Genomic DNA, 20,693 nt, shown 5'->3' with positions numbered 1-20,693 from the left:
TTAGCCCAAGCTCACGCCGCGAGCGCCAGCGAATCCCCGAAGACGGCGCGCTCGAGGTGCGCCCGCAGCCGGGCCGCGCTCTCGTCCCACGAGGGCGGCGCGGCGGCGGCGATCTCCTGCTCGTCCCAGGTCCGCGTCAGCGCGTCGATCAAGGCAGCGGAGAGCGCGGGCACGTCTTCCGGGGGTACGAGCAAGCCCGTACGTCCGTTCTCGATCACGTCGGGGATGCCGCCCACCCGGGTCGCCACCACGGGCCTGCCCGAAGCGAGCGCCTCCAGGATCACGTTCGGTGTCCCTTCGGCGTGGCTGGGCAACGTCACCACGTCGCCGGCGGCCATGTAGCGGGCCACCTCCTCCAGCGGACGGGGGCCAGGGATCACGAGCTTCCCGGCCGCTTCCGTACGCCGAGCTGCCTCCTCTTCGAGGGCGTGGCGCTCAGGCCCATCGCCCACCATGACGAGGCAGGTCGGTTCACCGGCAGCGCTGGCGACGTCATCGAGCGACGCGAGGAGCTCGCGCACCCCTTTGTGCGCCGCCAGCGTGCCCACGAAGGTGATCACCCGACCTCGCTCCGGCAGTCCCAGCGCGCGGCGCGCTTCGAGCTTGTCTTGCGGGAAGAACACGCTCCGGTTCACGCCGTTCATCACCAGCGCCGTGCGCTCGGCGGGGGCACCCATCTCGACCAGCGTGTCGACCATCGGCCGGCTCACGCCGAAGGCCGCCGCCGCACGCCGGAGGGCCGCACGAACGAGGGGCTTCACCGAGGGCCACTGCGCGACCACGTTGACGTCGGTGCCGTGGCCCTTCACCGCATAAGGCAGGCCGAGGAGCCGCGCCAGCGCGGCCGCAGCGCACGCATCCGGGTAAAGAAAGGCGCCCATGACCACGTCGAACCGCCCCCGCAGCCGGGGAACCTCGGGCAGCAAACCGCCGAGGTAGAGCGGCGCGTTCACGGCAGCCAGCAGCTTGCCGGCCCCCGGCAGGTACGGCGCGCGGGGGTGCGATACGGGGATGCCGTCGATCTCGTCCCTGTCGGGCACGGCGCACAGCCGCGCGGGGCGCGTGCGCTCGCCGAGCAACCCGGCTCCTGGGTAATAAGGAATCGCTGCGAGCACCTCGACCTCGCACTGGCGCGACAGCGCCGCGAGCTGCTGCCGCTGGAACGGGCAAGCGAGGGGCTCGATCCGGTTGGGGAAGATCCGCGTGACCCAGAGCACGCGGAGCGCCTGAGACGTTTGGTGTAGGGCTTGGGGGTTCAAAGTGTTGTTTTTGTTACACGCAGGTATGGCGCCTACCATGAGGGAGGCACCCATCCGCGTGTACGCCGGGAACTGCATTCGGGGGGGAGGAGCGACGCGGACGGCCCTTCTCGACACGAGGACATGTCCGTATCGCGACGGGGGCACGACCTGGAGCATCTGCCTTGATGCGTGTTTCCTTTTCTCCTGCCCCTATGGGAAGCCGACGTCACCGCGCGCGCGGCCGCAGAGCAGGGCGTCGCCGCCAGCGTCGTCGACGTCGGCACTGGCTCGCTCCTGACGGGTGCGGAAGGCTCCCTCGTCGCCGTCGCGAGGAACCCTCGGTCGGAGTACGGCCTCGCCTTGACGGGCGCCTACGCTCGGGCCTCGTACTTCTCGATCGGCGAAGGTGGCGGCGCGTTGCCCAGGGACAGCGCCTCCACATCGCTGGACGGTCGCGCCGCATGGCAGACCTCGCCGCTGACCAGCCTGTCCTGGACCACCAGCGGCTTCCTCGCCACGCGCCTCGGCATCCGCGCGGACGATGCACTCGCCCAGCGTGACCCGTTCCTGTACGGGCAGCGCCTCCAGTACACGCTCGGCACGGGCCCCGGCTTCTCCATGACCACGTCCCGGCGGTCGTTCCTGGACATGGCGGCCAGCTACCAGCAGACCGGCGCCATCACCGCCGACGACCCTCGCGCGATCGGCGTCGATACGCACGAGGCGTTCGCCCGGACCCGCTTCAGCTACGAGCTCAGCGACAACGACGCGATCGGACCCGAGCTCGAGTACCGGTACATCCACTACTACAACGCGCTGCTGGACATCTTCTTCAACCGCGGCGAAGCCGACGTCCACGCCGGGACGGCGCTGATGCTCTGGACGCACGCCTTCGGGCGCCGATCCGTGGGGCGGATCGGCGGCGGCGTCACCGTCGCCAGCCCACCGCCGATCGTCGGCTCGGACGACACCGTCGTCGCTCCCGCGGCGCGCGCGGGCATCACCTTCGCCGGGGATCGTTACGACTTCATGGTGGACTACGCGTACACCTACACCTCCCTGGGCTCGCGGATCGGCTTCGGGCAGCAGCACAACGCGCTCGCCCAGATCAGCTTCTTGCCGCTTCGAGGAGGCAAGTACCGCGACGTCGTGATGACGGGCGTGGCGCGATTCGCCGTTGGCAACCTGCCCGTCGCCCTCAACCCGCCGCTGGTCGTGGATCCGGAGCGCCCGCCGCCGAACATCGAGGGGAAGCTGATGACGATCACCGCCGCTGCGGGCGCCCGGATCGACTACCCGCTCTTGCTCGGCGTGCAGATGTATGGCGCGTTCGATCTGGAGTTCCTCCGCGCCAGCTTCGATCCCCCGACCGTCTACGGTCAGAACAGCGGCCTGCGGACCATCTGGACCATCGGCATCGCGGGCACGATCTCCACGGATCGGCGCCAGATGGTGCCACCCGAGCCCGCGAGCGAGGTACGGCTGGGCATGGAGGGCAGCGCGGCACGCGCCGCGCTGACACGCTTCGACAGCGCGGCGGCGCAGACCAGCCTGGTGGGCGTCGAGCGGCAGATGGCGCCCGAGTTCATCGCGCCCGACGGGCCGCGCAGCCGCTCCAGCCGGGAGGTCGATCGGCAGACCACCACCGAGAACGACAGTCGCTCCACGCTGGAGAACGACACCCAGTCGACGACCGGAAATGACGTCAGCTCGACGACCGAAAACGATCGTCAGACGACCGTCGATCGGGAGCGAGAAGCCGAGCGCGCACGGGAGCGAGACGCCGAGCGCGCGCGCAAAGGTCAGGCTGCGCCCGCGAAGGGAGCGCCCGCTGCGCCGGGCAGCAAGAAGCCGGCGACACCGGCCGGGAAGGACGGCGCCGCGAAGGACCAGGGAGCCCCGAAGACCCCACCGGGACAAGGTCCAGCCGCGCCAGGTCCGGGGGCACCGGGAGCACCGGGAGCACCAGGTCAAGGGGCGCCAGGGGAACCAGGGCAGTCAGGTGGACCAGGGCAGGGGACGCCGGCCGAGCCAGGCACGACACCGTCTGCGCCAGGTCAGAAAGCACCCTCGACGCCTGATCAGAACGCGCCACAGACGCCGGAGCGGCCACCGGCTTCCGATACGAAGCAGCGCCCCACGGCGCCCTCCGAACCGCCGACGCCCACGCCGCGTGATGTCCCGCCTCCCAGCCCGACGCCTCCTCCGCTCCTTCGCTGAGACGAAGACGCTGGAGCGCATGCGATGCCGGCATGTGGCGCGGAAGCCTGGCGTCGCGCATCAGCGACGGCTGCACCGAAGCGTGATGTCGCGCGTCAATGATGGCTGTGCTGAGACGTAGCCTCTCGCATCAACGACGGCGTCGCCCCAGTCGCGCTGCCACGGCGCGACCGAGCACGCGCTCGTTGCTGGATCGAGGTCCGGCCTTCGCTGCTGCGCGCCGAGCTTCCACCTGGAGGCCGAGAAAGCTGTCCAGCCGCCCGCGCTCCAGCGTCCCGACGGCGACCGCTGCCACCACGGCGCACCCTGGTTCACCCTCGTGTCGACAGTCGCTGAACCGGCAGTCCTCGGCGATCGCCTCGATGTCCGGGAAGGCCGAGCTGACGCCTGCCTCTGCGTCCCACAGACCCAGCTCACGCATGCCGGGCGTGTCGATCACCACCCCGCCATCCGGCCGTCGGAACAGCTGACGATGGGTCGTCGTGTGCCGGCCTTTCCCGTCGGCACGCACCTCACCCACCGCCTGCACGTCCGCGCCGAGCAGCCGGTTCAGCAGCGTCGACTTGCCGACGCCAGAGGATCCCAGCAGCACCACCGTCCGCTCCCCCGCGAAGTACGGCGACAGCGCGGCGAGGCCCAGCCCCGTGTGGCTGCTCAGCACGTGGATCGCCACCTCGGCCGCCACGGAGCGCACCACCTCGACCGCGGACGCCACGTCCTCGTACAGGTCTGCCTTCGTCAACAGCACCACCGGCAGCGCGCCGCCTTCCAGCGCCAGCGCCACATAGCGCTCCAGACGCCGCGGACTCAGGTCGGCGCCCAGCGCACTCACCAGGAACGCCACGTCGACGTTCGCCGCGAGCACCTGCTCACCGCGCTGCTCGCCCACGGCCTTCCGCGCCAGCCGCGTCTGCCGTGGCAGCACCGCGCGCAGCACCACCGAGCCTCCCGGAGGGCGATCCACCACCACCCAATCGCCCACGGCCGGCCAGATCGCTTCGCCACGGACCACGGCGCGGCGCATCTTCCCCGGCAGCGCAGCCGCGCGCTCACCGTCCGCGAAGCGCACCAGGAACACCCCCTGGTGCTCGGCGGAGACGCGCCCGACCTCGTCACCCCCGCCCCCCAGCGCATCCAGCGCCTCTTGCTGCCAGAGGCCCCACCCGTAGCCCGCCAGCGCCTCCGCATCCACGCGGGGCAGGGGAGACGCATCCTCACGCTTCACGACCATGCCCGCTGGTCCTGCACCGCCGACGGAGCCCTGTCGAGTGAACAAATGGAACCGTGCTCCAGGCCCGTCGGTCGATCGCGCAGTGACCCGCCGACCCGTCAGCCGCTCGAGCGCGACTCCAGCGCCGCGATCCGCTCCAGGAACGCACGACCGCGCACCGGGTCTGCCATGTGAACGAACGCCGCCAGCCCCTTGAGCTGGTCCAGCGTCTCGCCTTTGCCTTCGCGCCCCAGCTCCCGGTTCCGGATCGCCGCCCGCAGCTCGCGCACCCGCTCGCGCGGCACGCGCACGGCCGGCACCGAGGACCCGGCCGCGTTGACCACGAGGCCCGTCACCTTCTGCTGATCCCCCCGGCGCATCACGGTCGTCTTCGTCGGGTGCAGCCGGAACCCTTCGCCCCCCAGGATGTCTCGCGCCGCCCGCAAGAGCGCGCCGACGGGAGCCTGCGGCCTGGGCTCGGCCGCCTTCGCGTCCGCCTTCCCCTTGCCCTTCTTGCCGGTCTCGCTCGCCACGGCTGCAGCCGGCGCACGCCACGAGAAGGTCAGGTCGTCGGCGTAGCGCGTGTAACGCATCCCCAGCTTCCGTGCGAGGCCCGACATCCGCCGGTCCAGCCGCAAGCACAGCGCGTTCGTGATCGCGGGCGACGTCGGCGCGCCTTGCGGCAGCACCCGCGGCCCGTTCGCCACGTACAGCGTCTTCCCTCGGAACTGCACCACGTCCCGCGGCGCCTCGGTCGACAGCAGCGACAGCAACGTCGCCGGCCCTTCCGCGAGCCCCGCCTTTCGCAGCAGGCCGCGCACCCGCCGCCAGGTCACGGTGGGGAAGAAGTCCTTGATGTCGACCTTCACCACCACGTCGGCGCCGGCGTGCGCCTCGGCGTTCGTCACGATCGACCGCGCCGACAGAAACCCGTGCGCCGTCCCGTGGACGGGCAGCTTCTCGAACACGTGGCGGAGGGCCCAGCGCTGGGCGCGCTTCAGGTCCCGCTTCGGCGACGTGATCAGCCGCTGCGTTCCATCTCGCTTCGGGATGAACCAGCGCTTGTAGTGGCTCCCCGTGTCCACCTCCCGGTGGAACGCCAGCCAGCGCAAGCGCGCCACCGGGATCTCCAGCTTCGCCGCCAGCTCTTCGGCGCTGGCGATCGCGGGCAACCCCAGCGCACGCGCGCGCTCCTCGCGCTGCGCGACGTCGAACTTGTCGACGCCGGTCTTCTCTTCCCAGTGAACGCCCTGGCCGAGGTGCGCAATGTGGCTTGAGAGGTAGGCCGACCACGCTTGCCGCCGGAGCGTCCGCCGCTCCTTGACCTCGGCCTTCTTGCGCTCCTTCCACTGCGAGCGCTCCCGGTCGGACATGCGCGCCGGGTCCCCGCTGACGAGCAACCCCCGCGACGACAGCTCGGCCTGCACCCAGGAGTCGATGCCGCCCGCTTCGGTGATCGCCTTCCAGCGGGCGACGCGCTCTTCCAGGGCGCGCTGCCGCTCTTCGGCGGTCTCCGTGGGCTTCACCGCGGGCGCGGTGGTGACGGGGAGGACGACTGGCGCTGCTGCCTGGACGATCGGGTCGATCTTGGCGGTCACGGCTCGTTCCCGGGGTTCCGGGGGAGGCGAGGAGAGCGGGTCTACCTTGACATCGGTCGCATCACGAAGAGAGGCACTGAACGCATCACAATCATCTCTTGGGGCACGGTAGCCTCACCGGTTCTCCGCCGGTACGCGCTCTACGCCGACGGGAGACCCGTCGGTCGCGGCGTGGTCTCAGCTCTCCCGTCGGCGTAGAGCGCGTACCGGCGAAGAGAACCAAGAACAGGCTACCTTGCGATGCAATGACCAGGTGTTCCTCCAGAGCGGCGCGACGCCGCTCCTGCGCTCGAGGCGCGAAGGCTGGTGCGTTCAGTTCCTCACTTCGTGCTGCGACACGGGTGACCCGCTCGCTTCGTCCTCCTCCTGTTCCTGCTCGCACCGGCGCGATGCCGGCATCTCGGACCGACGTGATGTCGGTCTCTCAGGCCGACGCGACGTCGGCATCCACGAACCCCTCGGACGCAAGATCTTCCAGACGACGGAAGTATGCCTCGCGCGCTTCGCGGTCCGTGTCAAACCAAATGCGCTGGTGCCGCACGACGGATGCACGCGGCTCCACTGGAGCTGCACCCATCGCGCCAGACCATCCGGCTGCGCTGCGCGCTCCCCACTGCACGTAGACCACCTTGTCGTCGAGCGACACGCGGAAGACGGTCTCCGCACCGCTCTCGTCACGCCGCACGTAGGTGCGCGTCTCGGCCCGGATGAGCTGACGCCCTTCCTCCGTCTGCCGGAGCGCGTCTTCCTCCACCCGCTTGCGCGCGTAGGCGAGCCGCAGGGCGATCATGTGCTCGCAAGGCCCCTCGCGGAGGCCGCTGCGGCGGAACGTCGGGCAGGTGCAGGCGGCGTCGGAGACGCGGCCTTCGACATCCATCGTGAAGTGCGGCGTGAACGCGCGCCGCGCCTCCAGGTCGGTCACCTGGCCGTGGATCTCCACCCCCTCGCCAGCGACGTCGTGCACCTTCGTCAGCGTCACCTCGCCAGCCCCCGGGGCTTCCTTCGTCCCCAGCAGCCGGTGGGCGCGCGCCTCACGGGGCGAGCCATAGCGGATGCGCTGCTCGTCGATGGCGTCGCTGAAGAGCTCTCGCGGTCTGTACACCTCGCGCGCCACGTCGAAGAGGGCTCGACCGCGCAGGCAAGCGAGCTGCATCGCCGCCCGCACCGCGTCGACCTTCACGCCGGCCGCCTCGGCCAGCTCGGCGAGCCCACTCGGGCCCCGCTCGCGCAGCACGCCCGTGAGACGGGACGCGAGCGCATCGCGTTCGGCTTCGCTCGAAGCGCTGTGCGGCATCAGGGCGTCGAACGACGCCACGCTCGCCCAGCTGCTCTCGGTCCAGCCGGTCATCGCGGCGGTCAGCGTCGCCTTGCCGAGATCGATGATCCAGAACACCGGCAGCCCAGGACCCCGGAGCTGCACCCGGACGCGCTTCGCGTGGGGGAGGACGCGCGCCAGGGTGAGCAAGCGCTGTCGCCCGAACGTGCGCACCACACGCGGCGCTCCGCGGAACACCTCGCCGTGGCCTTCGAGCACGATCTCCCACGGCTCCACGATCATCCGCGGCGCGCGCCCGGGCACCAGCTCGAAGCGGAGGCCGCGCGGCGACGTCTTCGCCTTGCGCGTCCGGAGCGTGTAGAGCGCATTGTACAGGTCCACCGGCGACAGCTCGCAGGTCACCGCGGGCAACGTCGCCGCCGACTGCACCTGGAGGAAGCCGCGCAACCACGAGTAGGGGACGGAGGTCGAGCGGTCTTCGGCGGGACCACGACCGGCGACGTTCACGCCAGCGTCGAGATCCACCGCGCCGTAGGCACGGAGCCGGTCCATCTGCGCGATCAGATCGGGCGAGAGATCGGCGAAGGTGGTGCCGTGGGCCGCCTCGCGCCCCTCGAACAGATCGCTCGCGAAGGCCACCCGCGCATAGGCGCTCTCGTCGCGCGAGAACACCTCCAGCGAGATCTCGTCGGGGTGCACCGTGAGCACCGGATCGAGCGCCGACGTGGTCTTCTCGTCCTCGTCCAGGGACTTGTCGAGGAACGCCTTCTGCGCCTCCCAGATCGCCGCCGTCGCCTTCTTGCCCTGCTTCATCAGGTAGGCGAGGTACGCCGTCCGGTCCTTGCCCTTGTAGCGAAGGTCGCTCTGCAGGATGGCCGCAGCGGCCATGAGCGTGTCGCGGAACAGGGCGGCGTCACGGACCCGACCGCGCACGCCCACCACGCCACGCCCGCCGTCGAGCGCAAGACGCACGTTCGACGTCAGAGCGTCGGCGTTCACCTCGCTGCGCGCGCTGTACCGGAGCTGGACCGGCCGTGCGGTGTCCGTCGTCATGCGCTCGCTCCGGCCGTCTTGTTCGCGTTCCTGGCAAGCAAGGCGTTCACCTTCTTCTCTCGCTCGGCCCGACGCTTCGCATAGCGGTAGGCCCGGTAGGCCGCTTTGCGCAAAGCGATGTCCGTCCCTCGTTTATCAAACGCCAGGGTTTCCAGCAATGCCAAGGCGTCACTTCCGCCTGCACGACCCAGGGCAGCAATGGCGTCCCGACGTTCGGCGGGATCGCTGCCCGATTTCGCCAGGGTCAGCAGGGCAGCCACCTCGCCCTGAGGGATGACCGTGGGCAGCGCCAGGCGCCTCCCACGCTCGCTCTTCACCAGCCCTCCGCGCACCTCCGCCGAGGCTGCGGCCGCGATCGGGCCGAAGGCCACCGGGTCGAAGGGCGACAGCGCGACCACCTCCTTCGCCGAGGCGTCGGGAGACAAGGCGGCGAGGCCCGCAGAGGCCGCGGTCCGGACGTCCGGATCCATGTCGCGGAGGGCCACGCGCAGCGCGTCGATGTCCGTGGCGGCCACCTTCTTCACCTCGCGGGTGGCCAGGGCCTTCACGGCGCGCACGGCCTCTCGTCGCACCGAGGCCGGCACCGTGCCGCCCTCTCCCTTCGCGAGAGAGCGCATCACGGGCAGGGCGTCCACCACGTGGAGGACACGGAGCGCCCACAGGAGGTCGAGCCATGCCTGGAGCTCACTCTCGCGCTCGCGGCCGTGCGTGCTCGCCCAGCGCGCCGCCGTCCGTCGCTCCGCGTCCGCGGCAGCACGCAGCAGGGGAGTCCGCTCCGCGCCGCCGGGGAGCGCGTCCGCGCGCGCCCCCAGGATGTAGGCGGCGGCCTTGCGTGCGAAGGCGTGCTCTTCGGCGAGCAGCTTCACGAGCGCGTCCACCGGCAGCGTCGGGCGCTGCAAGAGGCCCAGGGTCAGCTTGGCGCGGAGCGCCTCGTTCTTGAGCTTCCCGAGGCGCGGTACCAGCTCCGCCGGATCCGCCTCCTTGGCCAGGTAGGTCGCTGCGGCGTCGGCGATGTCTTCGCGCTCGCTCTCGACCGCGAGCAGCTCGACGCGCATGCGCTCGTTCGGGAAGAGCTTGTCCAGCGCCCAGCGGGCCTTGTGCCGCACCTCGTGCCCGTACGAGCTGAGGAGCCGCGCGAGCACCGGCTCGGACGCCGTGTCCCCCAGCCACCCGATCTGCATCACGGCCACGGCGTTCAGCGCTTCCGGCGCGTCGCGGTTCTCCGCCGTCTTCTCCAGCAAGACCCGCGACCTCTCGCCGCCGATCCATCGGAGCCCGCGCGCCGCGTTCTGACGAAGCTCGAGCACGTCGCCGTCGAGCGCCTGCTCCACCCGGGTGACGAGCCGAGCGCGCACCTCGTTCGCTGGCAGCTTGGCCGCCATCCGACCGATCGCCTCGGTGGCCGCCGCCTGCATCGACAGCTCCACCGGGGCTTCCTTGGTGCCGCCCGCGGCGACCGTCTCCAGCTCCTCGATGGCGCGCGGATCACCCAGCGTACCGAGCCCGAGCAGCGCGCGCTCCCGCTCGCCGCCTTCACCCGCGCGCACGAACAAGAGCAGCGGCCGCAGCGCGGCGACCAGCCCGCGCGAGGCCACGGCCACCGCGGCCGGCAGCATCAGATCCCGCGTGCCGGCGCGCAGCACGGCCTCCATCGGGCCCGTCGGCGCGCCTTTGCCCTCCACGCGAGAGGCGTACGAGGACACCGCGGCGATGCGGGTCGCCGCGTCCCGATCGGCGATCAGGGGCACCAGCAGCTCGTTCGCCTCCGGCGCGTCACCGACGGCGAGCTTCTTCGCGGCCGCGAGCCGCAGCTCCGGGTCCTTCGCTTGCGCCGCTGCGCGCAGGAAGGTGAGGGCGTTCGCGATCGCCTCGGCCGTCGGGACCTTGGGCTTGCGGTCGTCCTTGCGGGTGTGACGCGGGTCCACGCCCCAGGGCTCTCCGACGAGATCGAGCAGCGCCTGGAACGCGGCGTTCCGCACCTCCGCCGCGTCGTCTTCGAAGCGACCGACGAGCGGCTGAAGCGAAGCCGGATTGCGCATCGCACCGAGGGCACGGATGCCCGCTGCGCGCGTCGCCGGCTCCGACTGCTCTTCCAGCCAGGCGGCGACGGCGCGCACCGCCGCCGCGGTACCGAGCGCCGAGAGCGCGTCGCGCGCCCGCGTCACCGCGCTCGCTTGATCCGAGCGCAGGAAAGCGGCCAGCACGTCCACGGCCTTGTCGTCCTGCCGGCGGGCCGTCAGCTCGGCCGCCTTCAGGCGCAGATCGTCGTGCTCGCTCTCCATCGCCTTGTAGAGGGCGGGCACGATGCGCGCGTCGCTCGCGTTCGCCAGGCGATCCAGCACACCGAGCCGCAGGTCTGCGTGCTCGCTGCCCAGCGCCGCGAGCAGCGGCTCCAGGCTCCCCTTGGGGCTCATCCGCTCCAGGATCTCGAAGGCGTACCGACGCACCTCGGACACGGGGGCGTTCAGCGCCGCCACGATCCGGGGCCGCGCGACCTCGCCGCGCTGCGCGAGCTCGTCGAGCACGGCGCGCGCCACGTCGGCCGACGTGGAGCCGAGGGCCAGCGACAGCGGCTCGTCCGACCCCGCCGGGAACAGCGCCCGCAGCCCGGCGAGCGCGGCGCGCCGCACGAGGTGGTGGGGATCTTCGAGGGCGCGCACGAGCGGCGGAATGGCCGCGGTCTCGCTCACGAAGCCCTTGGCGCAGAGGTCCACGATCCGGTCGATCGCGTCCCGCCGCACGCGGTGCCCCTCGTCGTCGCCCGGGGACACCTGGCGCAAGAGGCCCAGGTAGGCGCCGAACGCGAGCCAGCGGAGCCGCTTCTGCTCGGCCTCGGGCACCACGCCGGCCTCGCTCGCCACGGCGGCCTTCGGCGCCTCACCGCGACCGAACAGATTGCGCACGATGCCGCCGACCTTCGCGCGCACGCCCTCGGGCGCCGGCGACTCCGCAGGCCGTGCCACCTCGTCACGCGCGAACAGGCGGCGCAGCCAGCCCTTCGGCGGCGTACCGTCCGTCTCCTCGGCGCCGCGCGGGGTCGTATCGGCGACGAACGCCGCACCGGCCGCGCGGATCTGACCGACCTTCTTCGCCTCGCGGAAGAACTCCGCGGCCTTCGAGCGCAACCGCAGCACCTGCGCCGCGGCGTAGCGCTGCTCGGGGCTGTCGCCGGCGAGCGCCTCGGCGAGGCCGACCAGGATCCGCGCCCGCTCTTGCTCCGACGGCCAGCCCTTCGGCCCCTTGCCGGCCTTCTCGCCGCCCTCGCTCTTCTCCTCGGTGCTGGCCTTCTCGCTCGCGTCGGCCTTCCCCGTCGGCTTCGGCGGGGTCAACAGCTCGATCAGGTGCCCCAGGTAGCCTTCCGGCTCCACCCGCAGCTCCAGGGCGCGCGCCGCCGCGAACCGCACATCGCTCCGCTGCGACGACAGCGCGCTCGTCAGCAACTCCGGCGCTTCCCCTCGGCGGAAGGCGCGCAGGTCCCGCGCCATCACGATCGCGAAGACCAGCTCCTGCACCTCGCGGGAAGGATCCTCCAGCCCCTGGAGCATCCCACCGTAGCCCTCGGGCCCCAGCGCAGCGAACGACATGATCGTCGCCACCCGGATCGGCGCGTGATCGTGCCGAAGCGTCCCGATCAGCACCGGCAGGGCGCGCGGATCCCCCAGGCGCGACAGCCCATCGGCCGCCCACGAGCGCACCGCGATGTCCTTGTGCCCCAGCGCATCGAGCAGGTAGCCCTCGTCGCCCGGCCGCGCCGCCATGGCGAGACCGCGCGCCGCCTGCTCGCGCACCCCGGCGTCGTCGTCCTTCAGCAGCTCCGTCGCGAAGTACCGCAGCAGCCGCGGCGCCCCCAGCGTCGCCAGCGAGCTCGCCGCCCGCCCTCGCAGCGCCTGGAACGCAGCCACCAACGCCGGATTGGGGACCTTCAGCAGCTCCTTGTCTGCGAGCAGCGCGCGCATCGGATCGATGAGCCGCTCCTCCCCCCGCGCCGCGCACAGCTCCGCCGCCCGCACCCGCAGGTCGAGGAAGCTCGACTGGAGCCCCGTCGCGATCGGACCGTTCTCCGAAGGGAACACCCGATTCAGCGCATCGATCGCCGCATGACGCGGCGCCGGCTCGCCGTCTTCGAGCTGCTTCATCAGCGCACTCCGCAGCGCCCCGGCCGAGGCGACGCGCGCCCCTTCCGCCCCCTTCGTGCGCAGCGTCGCGTGCTCCGACGCCATCGCTGCCAGGTGCGGCTCGGGGGTCTCCACCCCGCGCAGCTTCACGACGGCCTCGTACGCCGCCGTCGCCACCGTCGCATCCCGATCGGCGATCGTCTTCTCCAGCCGCGGCAGCGCCCACGCCTTCTCACCTGCCGCCTTCAGCTCCTCCACCGCGCGCAGCCGCAGGTCGGGGAACCGCGCCGCGAGCGCGCGATCGAGGGCGCCCTCGGGCGCCTTCGTGTGCCAGGCCCACAGCGTGCGGAACGCCTCGCCACGGACCTTCGCCGCTTCATCTTCGATCGCGTCGGCCAGCAACGACTCCGCTTCCGCAGGTCGCTGCCCCTCGGCGGGCAGCTTCACCAGCCAGTCCAGCCCGCGCACGCGGATGTCCTGGTGCGAAGAGCGCAGCGCCACCTCGGCGACGGCCAGCGGCCGCTCTCCCACCGGCGCGATGCGTCCATACGCGTCCAGCGCTGCCGCGCGCACCGCCGCATCCGGATCGTCGAGCATCCAGACCAGCCGCTTCGCCGCCCGCCCATCGGTCAGCGCCGACAGCGCCGTCGCCGCCTGACGCCGCAGCCCCGCATCCTGCTCCCGCGACAGCTGGAGCAGTGCCCCCAGCGCCCGCGTATCACCGAGCTGCGCCAGCCCCCGCGCGCCACGCACCGCGGTGTCCGGCGTGCGGCACGCCATCGCGGTGAGCAGCGGCTCCAAGTCGGCCTCCGACGGCTCCGCGCCCGCCTCACCGACGCCCGGGATCGCCGCCCGCGCCTCGGCGATCGCCGCCTCGCTCACCTGATTCCCGGCCCCCTTGCCGTCCTTCCCCTTGGCGTCTTTTCCGCCCTTCGGACCACCGCTCGCCGCCGCGTCGCCAGCCCCCTTCGCCAGCCCCAGCCGCACCTGCGCCAGCCGCCGCGCGATGTCCTTCACGCTCCGCGCGAAGTCCTCGTCCCTCGCTTCGAGCACATGCGACAGCGCCCGCCGCTCGATCACCTTCGCCGCGAACGCCAGCCGCCGGACCTCCGCGTCCTCGTCGTCGAGTGCCCGCGCCACGATCGGCGAGAGCACCGGCGTCGACAGCCAGCCCAGCGTGATCGCTTGCAGCAGCACCTCGGCCCGCAGATCCGCCGGCCCCCGCTCGAACGCCGTCCGCAGCGGCTCGGGCTGCCCTGGCCACAGCTTCATCAGCTCCGACAGCGCCGTCAGCCGCACCGTCGCATCGTGATCGGAGAGCTTGTCCGCGATCAGCCCCGGGACCAGCGGCGACGACTCCTTCAGCGCGGGCAGGGCGGTCAGCGCCCTCGACCGCACATCCGCCGCCTTCGACGCCAGCGCCAGCCGCAGCGCCGACAAGGGGCTCTCCTTGTCGAGCGAGAGCAGCGCCTCGTACGCCGCCTGCCGCACCAGCGCGTGCTGATCGTCGAGCGCCTCCCGCAGCGCCGGGCGCCCCTCGCGCCGCCCGTGCTCGGCGACCTTCGCTGCCGCGTACGCCCGGACCTCGGCGTCCTTGTCGTTCCGGACCGACCGGAGCACCAGCTCCACCGCCTCCGGCTCCTCCAGCACGGCGGCCTTCTTCAGACCGGAGAGCTTCGCCGCCTTCTGCCCGGCGAGCTCCGCCTCCAGCGCGTGGAACCCGTCCGTGAGCTGGAAAGTCCGCTCCACGGGCATCCCCGTGGTGTCCACGGCTTGCCGCCACACCGTCCGGCGATCCCCACCGTGGAACAGCATCCCGGTGCCTTGCTTGCCGCTCGCTGCGAACGCGATCGCGTGAAGCGGAGCCGCGCTCGTCTCGATCGTGCGCGGCTTGCGGCGATCTTCGAGCCGCCACACCTTCACCTTCCCATCCTCGCCCGAGGACAGGAACCGATCGCTGATCTCCTTGCCGTCCACCAGCGCATCGATCGGCGGCAAGAACAGCAGCGCGTGCACCGCGCCCGTGTGCCCCGTCCCCCCCTCACCGCGCGTCTCGCTCTCGACCTCGCCCACGAGGTACCAGATGCGGACGACGCCATCCTCGCCCGCCGACGCCACCCGACCATCCCGCGGCGTGAACGCGAGCGCGAAGACGGCGCCCTTGTGCCCGGACATCTCGCGCACCGCGCCCGAGGCGAGCGTCACCACGCGCACCACACCATCATCGCCCGCAGCGGCGACCAGCTCCCCGCCAGGATCGAACGCCACCGCCCGCAGAGGCGCCGCCGACAGCGACCACTCCCCGACGGCCTTCTTCTCGCCGACCTTCCAGAGCCGCAGCGCCCCATCGTCACCGACGCTCGCCACCCGCTCCCCGCTCGGCGCTGCCGCCACCGCGCGCACGGCGCCGGTATGCGCCTGGAGCACCTGCTTCTCCGCCCCCTCCAGCGTATAGAGCCCCACGCGCCCATCGCCGCGCGCCGCCGCCAGCAGCTCCCCCCCCTCCGTCGCCGAAGGAACGATCGCCAGCCCGAACACGTGCGCCGGCACCTCGATCGCGCGCAGCCGCTTGTTCGAGACGTCGTCGTACAGCGTGATCTGGCTCCCGCTCGACGTCGCCCCCCGCGGCACGGCGCGGACACCGCCCACCGCCAGGATGCGCGACGTCGCCGCGAGGGCCCGGACCTTCTCGAAATGCTCGATGTTATGGCTCATCCGCGGATCCCCTCGATGACAAGCCCAGGATGGGCCTTGCGCAGGTGCATCAGCGCCGCGAGGCACGCCTGCCACTCACCCTTCGCGATCGACCCCGTCAGCTCGGACAGGAGCGGCACCACCAGCGCCGCGAACGCAGCATCCTCCACGGCCAGATCGCGCACCACCTCGACCACATTCCGCTTCGCCACACTGGCCGGGATCTTCCGCTTCGACAGCGCCCCATCCCGCCCTTCCGCCTGACGCCCCCCCGGCAGACCGAACATCACGTACCGGAGGAACGCCCGCAGCGCCTCCAGATCCGCGAACCGCCCCCCATCGAAGTCTGCCGGCAGCGCCGCTTCCTCACGCGCCCCGCGCGGCTTCCACCCCGACGGCAGATGACGCGGCCGATGCTTCTCCCAGAGGATCCGCACCGCGAACATCCGCACATCGCGGTCCGCACTCTGCATCAACCACCCCAACCGCTCCGCGCCACCGAGCCGCTGGTAGTGCCGGAGGATGAGTTCCATGCCCAGCTCGCGTGCCCCCCGCTTCAAGCTCTCCAGAAGCGCGAAGATCGGCGCCGCTTCCAGCTCGTCGGCCAGGAGCGTCAGCGCCGCATCCGCGTCCCGCTCCCCGATCTTCCGCAGCGCGTCGTACGCGATGGAGCGCACCTCGCGCGCGTCGCTCTCGGCCAGCGCGTACACCCGCTTCTGGTAGCCCCAGCGCCGCAGCTCCACCCGCGTCACCGTCGCCGCGAAGCGCCGCACGTCTTCCCGGTGATCGAACAGCGCGGGCCACACCCGCTCGGCCGTGTACGCCTCCCGCGAGAGCGCCGGCTTCAGCGACATCGCCTTCGCCTCCGGCTGCTCCGGACCGAGCACCGGGTGATGGCACCGCAGGTACGTCTGCCCGAAGGTGCGCATCGGCTCCGGCTCCTTGTCCCCGAGCGCCAGGCCGAAGAGGCGCTCGATGCCGGCCGCGCGGTCTCCGGACTCGGAGAAGTCGCCGGGCTTCATGTGCTCCAGCAGGTAGCGGCGCGCGAACTCGTGCAAGGCCGGATCGGCGCGGCGCGCCAGCGCCAGGAGCCAGGGGAGCCCCATGTCGCGGGGCTTGACGAGCTTCGGATTCCCCAGCACCTCCAGCGCAGCCGAGCGCGTGTTACGGCTGAACACCAGCCCCTTCACCCGCTCCACATCGAGCCCGGGGAGGGCATCGGCGCGCGCGAGCCAGGAAGCGACGGTGGACTGAAGCTCGTTTCGCGCGAGCGCATCGAGCAACCACGCAGCCCCGATCGCCGACGCCGGGTACTTCCCGAGCAGCGACAGCGCATTGTCTCGAGCCGCCCGATGCTCCTTCGCGCGCGGATCGTCGAGCACCCGGATCCAGAACGCCGTTCCCAGCTCCGCCGCCTCGTACCGGTTCTTCAGGTACCCGCGCGCCCACTCCTGCTGCGACACCTCACCGAAGAGCATGTCGATGAGGAACGCCTCTGGCAGCTCCGACCGATCGAACGACTCATTGAGCGCCTTCGTCGCCCACGCCTTCATCTCGGGGAAAGCCAGGAGCCGCCCCACGAACGCAACGCCGAGCTGCCGCGCGTCACGCCCCGTGATCACCGCCGCCGCGAACGCCCGCGTCTCCTTGAAGATCGACTCCAGGAGCGTGACCAGCCGCTCCGCCCCGAGATCCTGCGCGTGCGCCCGCGCGTACTCGATCGCGTAGGTCCGCGCCTTCTGGCTGGGGGAGTCGAGCAGCGCCAGCACCGCGTCGTGCAGCCCCAGGCCGCGGAGCTTGCCCTGGTGCAGCTCCGGCGATCCGAGCAGGGTCTCGGCGAGGAAGTCGTGCGCGCTCGCGAGAGGGCGGTGCGCCAGGCGCCCGAGCCACTCCGGGGTCACATTCCGGAGGTGATCGGGGTGGTCCTTGCGGAGGCATTCGATGGCGAAGCGCGCTGCGGAGTCCGCCTTGCAGACCTCGAGCAGGAGCATGAGCGCGTCTGGGGAGCGCGCCCACGCATCCGGGTAGGCGCGATGCTTCACGATGTCGGCGGGGGGGAGCTGACCGTGGAACCCCCTCCGGTCGTACCTCTTCGTCCCGTGACCCCAGATGTGGTTCGCGATCCACAGGCTGCTCACCTTGGTGCCTGCGTCGAAGTGGCGCAGCACCTCGACGGCGAACTGGGGGTACAGCTCCGGCACCTGGCGCCCGAGCTCCCGCAAGAACCGCCACGCCCTCCGGCGCAGGTAGATCAGCGTCGCGCGCGAGACCTCGCGGCGCCCGTAGCGCGACAGCTCGACGTCGAAGCGGTAGGCGAGGACGCCGAACATCTGCGCATCGAGCCGGGCTTCCGCGAGCTTGTAGATGCGCTTCATCCCGCCCCACGCGCCGTAAACGAGCGGCGCGGTGCGGAAAGCGTCCATCAGCTCCGCGCGCACCGGCTCGGCGCCTTCCTCGTAGAGGCGCTGGAGGAGATCGGCGAGCTGGAAACGCGGCGGCGGCTCGGGCTCCGTCTGCGGCAAGAAGCGCTGCCACGCCTCCATCGCGCGCTCACGGCGACGCGCTGGCGTCCCCTGTCCCTGCGCGATCGAGAGGAGCCGCAGGAACGCCTCCACCGTGAGCGCGCCCTCGCGTACCCGGGTCGGCTGAGGATCCGGCTGCTGCAGGAACTGCTGCAGCGACTCCGAGAGGTGGGGCGACCCGCTCTCGGCGAGGCGCGTGAGGTTCGAGATGTCGATCGGATTCGCTGTCGTCGCCACGGGCGCTCCTGCCGCTTGTGTCACGGAGATCTGGAATGCGTGGGGGGCGGACTTACGTCAGGCCGGCAGCATCGGTGCGGGCGGGGGTAGGGGTCAAGGGGGCATGCGCTCAGGACGCCCACCTGTTCGCACCCCGACCATCCCTTTCACCCACGCCCCCCTCCTCCAGACCATCCAATACCGTCGTGCCTACCCCCCACCTGACCCTCCCGCGGAAGCGTACGCATCACCACAGCACAGCCCCTGACCCCGCCTCCAGGCCCCCGATCCTCCTTCTCTCTCCCCGTACCGAGCAGGAGGACCAAACGCACAGCGCCGCTCCGAAAAGGTAACCCCCTCGAAGTCCCCCACCCACCTTCGGACCTCCCCCCCCTTCCTCCCGCGCATCTCAGCAACATCTTTGCGCTTTCCGGCAACGCCCCACCTCTCTCCCGGAACGCCGCCGCCCTCTCCGGGCGCGTCGCTGTCCTCTCCTGGAACGCAGCCGTCCTCTCCGGGAACGCCGCTGCCCTCTCCGGGAGCGTTTCTGCCTCTCTCCGGGAGCGTCTCTGCGCTCTCCAGGAACGCCGCCGCCCTCTCCGGGAACGCCGCTGCCCTCTCCGGGAACGTCTCTGCCTCTCTCCGGGAACGCCGCTGCCCTCTCCGGGGACGCCGCTGCCCTCTCCGGGAACGCCGCTGCCCTCTCCGGGAACGTCTCTGCCTCTTTCCGGGAGCGTCTCTGCGCTCTCCAGGAACGTCTCTGCCTCTTTCCGGGAGCGTCTCTGCGCTCTCCAGGAACGCCGCCGCCCTCTCCGGGAACGTCTCTGCCTCTTTCCGGGAGCGTCTCTGCGCTCTCCAGGAACGCCGCTGCCCTCTCCGGGAACGCCGCTGCCCTCTCCGGGAACGCCGCTGCGCATGCCTTACGGCGACGATGTCCCCATCATCTACGCCTCGGCCGGCATGCGCCGGATCGTCGCACTCGCCTACCTGCTCATCTGGACGTGGGACGAACACCTCGCCGCTGCCAAGGTCCGCGGCGAGCCCCCCGCCAGAGAAATCATCTTCCTCATCGACGAGATCGAAGCCCACCTGCATGCCCGGTGGCAGCGAAGCATCGTCCCAGCGCTCTTGCCGGTGATGGACATCCTCACCGGCCAGCACGGCTCACGCGTCCAGCTCATCACCGCGACCCATTCCCCCCTCGTCCTGGCCTCCGTCGAGCCCCTCTTCCACGCCGAGAAGGACGCCTGGTTCGACCTCGATCTCGACAAAGCGACCCGGCCCCCGTCCGTCAAGCTCACCTCGCGGACCTACGTTCGTCACGGCGAGATCGGCAACTGGCTCACCAGCGAAGCCTTCGATCTGAAGGAGCCCCGCTCCATCGAAGGTGAGCGAGCCGTGAAACAAGCTCGGACGCTGATGCACCAAGGCACAGCTTCCGCCACCGCCATCGCCGCTGCGGACCAAGCCCTGCGCGACGCCGGCCTGCCCGACATCGACCCGTTCTGGGTCCGCTGGGGCTACTTCCGCGACCGCCAAGCCGCACCGGCACCGGCAAGCACCAAGACAGCATCGAGCCGCAAGGCACCGGCGAGCACCAAGACAGCATCGAGCCGCAAGGCATCGCCAAGCACCAAGACAGCATCGAGCCGTAAGGCCATGCCAAGCCGCAAGGCAGCATCGAGCCGCAAGGCAACGTCGAGCCGAAGGAAGACGACGTGATCCGAGTTGCCCTGGCCCCTGAGCCACCCAGCTTCGAGGAACACGTCCGCCAGCGAGGCCAGGAAGCAATCACGCGCCTCCTGGGCAAGCCGGTGAAGGGCAAAGGAGGCCGCAAACCGTCAACCACCTATGCCCGCGAAGAGGACATCCCTCCGACGAAGCTCCCTCTCCTCTGGATCGAACCTCGCAAGACCGACGGCAAGAGCGCGCTCGACGACATGATGGCCCTCTACGGCCAGCGCTGCGCCTACCTCGCCATGTACATCGAGCGAGCCACGGGCAGCCCGACGGTCGACCACTTCGTCGCGAAGTCGAAGAACCGGAAACTCGCCTACGAATGGTCGAACTACCGCCTCAGCGCCGCGTGCGTGAACACCGCCAAGGGCGTGCTGGATGTCGTGGACCCATTCGAGGTGCAGGACGGCTGGTTCGAACTCGACTTCGCGACCCTCGACGTCCAGCGACGCCACGGCGCACCGAACGCGCAGCACCCAAAGATCGACGCCACCCTGTCCCTGTTGAACCTTCGTGACTGCCGAAAACAGCGCGAAGAATACGTGACCAGCTACCACCTCGGCCCGGGCGAGGGCGGCATCGATCTCGTCTACCTGGAGCACCGCGCCCCCTTCATCGCCTCCGAACTTCGGCGCCAGGGCTTGCTCCTGCACGGCGACACCTGAACCCCGCGCCCGCGCAGCGACACCTGAACCCGCGCCCGCGCACCTCCCTCCCAGCACGCTCCTGCACCTCCACGGAACACCTCCGAGGTGCCACCCCCTCCCACCTCCATCCCCCCGCTCTCCCGCAGCGTTCTCCCTCTCCCCGC

Annotated in this window: 9 protein-coding genes; 3 read left to right on the top strand and 6 right to left on the bottom strand. The window is 71.2% G+C overall.

Annotated features, from left to right (window positions below; genetic code table 11):
• Window positions 1-11 precede the first annotated feature (11 nt).
• Window positions 12-1,217 (bottom strand): glycosyltransferase family 4 protein, encoded by a 1,206-nt coding sequence (locus tag CMC5_RS22825; protein WP_245677703.1) that lies wholly within the window; start codon window positions 1,215-1,217, stop codon window positions 12-14.
• 213 nt (window positions 1,218-1,430) lie between these two features.
• Between CMC5_RS22825 and CMC5_RS22820 the strand changes: the two genes are divergently transcribed.
• Window positions 1,431-3,461, top strand: a complete 2,031-nt coding sequence (locus CMC5_RS22820) for a hypothetical protein (protein WP_050432401.1) — start codon at window positions 1,431-1,433, stop codon at window positions 3,459-3,461.
• A 130-nt stretch (window positions 3,462-3,591) separates the two neighbouring features.
• Here CMC5_RS22820 and rsgA read toward each other — a convergent pair whose 3' ends face one another.
• The 5 genes from rsgA to CMC5_RS22795 form a co-directional block, all read right to left on the bottom strand.
• Window positions 3,592-4,692 carry a ribosome small subunit-dependent GTPase A gene (gene rsgA / locus CMC5_RS22815; protein ID WP_050432400.1) on the bottom strand — a complete coding sequence of 367 codons (1,101 nt, stop codon included), beginning with the start codon at window positions 4,690-4,692 and terminating at the stop codon, window positions 3,592-3,594.
• A gap of 98 nt (window positions 4,693-4,790) precedes the next feature.
• Complete coding sequence (locus CMC5_RS22810; protein ID WP_050432399.1) at window positions 4,791-6,269, bottom strand: reverse transcriptase family protein; 1,479 nt, start codon at window positions 6,267-6,269, stop codon at window positions 4,791-4,793.
• 424 nt (window positions 6,270-6,693) lie between these two features.
• Entirely contained in the window at window positions 6,694-8,598 is a 1,905-nt protein-coding gene (locus CMC5_RS22805; RefSeq protein WP_050432398.1) for an SWIM zinc finger family protein, read from the bottom strand.
• The gene (locus tag CMC5_RS22800) at window positions 8,595-15,428 is read right to left on the bottom strand and encodes a HEAT repeat domain-containing protein (protein ID WP_050432397.1); all 6,834 of its coding nucleotides are present in this window, start codon (window positions 15,426-15,428) and stop codon (window positions 8,595-8,597) included. The genes CMC5_RS22805 and CMC5_RS22800 overlap by 4 nt, the downstream gene beginning before the upstream one ends.
• Entirely contained in the window at window positions 15,425-18,166 is a 2,742-nt protein-coding gene (locus CMC5_RS22795; RefSeq protein WP_050432396.1) for a hypothetical protein, read from the bottom strand. The genes CMC5_RS22800 and CMC5_RS22795 overlap by 4 nt, the downstream gene beginning before the upstream one ends.
• Window positions 18,167-19,060: 894 nt before the next feature.
• Here CMC5_RS22795 and CMC5_RS22790 point away from each other — a divergent pair.
• Window positions 19,061-19,867, top strand: coding sequence for an AAA family ATPase (locus tag CMC5_RS22790; RefSeq protein ID WP_050432395.1), 807 nt, complete (start codon window positions 19,061-19,063; stop codon window positions 19,865-19,867).
• On the top strand, window positions 19,864-20,547 hold the full coding sequence (locus CMC5_RS22785) for an HNH endonuclease family protein (RefSeq protein ID WP_050432394.1): 684 nt from the start codon (window positions 19,864-19,866) through the stop codon (window positions 20,545-20,547). Before CMC5_RS22790 ends, CMC5_RS22785 begins: the two co-directional genes overlap by 4 nt.
• The last annotated feature ends 146 nt before the right edge of the window (window positions 20,548-20,693 follow it).

Origin of the sequence: Chondromyces crocatus, from assembly GCF_001189295.1 — a bacterium.
Taxonomy (GTDB): domain Bacteria; phylum Myxococcota_A; class Polyangia; order Polyangiales; family Polyangiaceae; genus Chondromyces; species Chondromyces crocatus.
The sequence above is the reverse complement of the archived record's forward strand: the minus strand, read 5'-3'. Positions and strand labels throughout refer to the sequence as shown.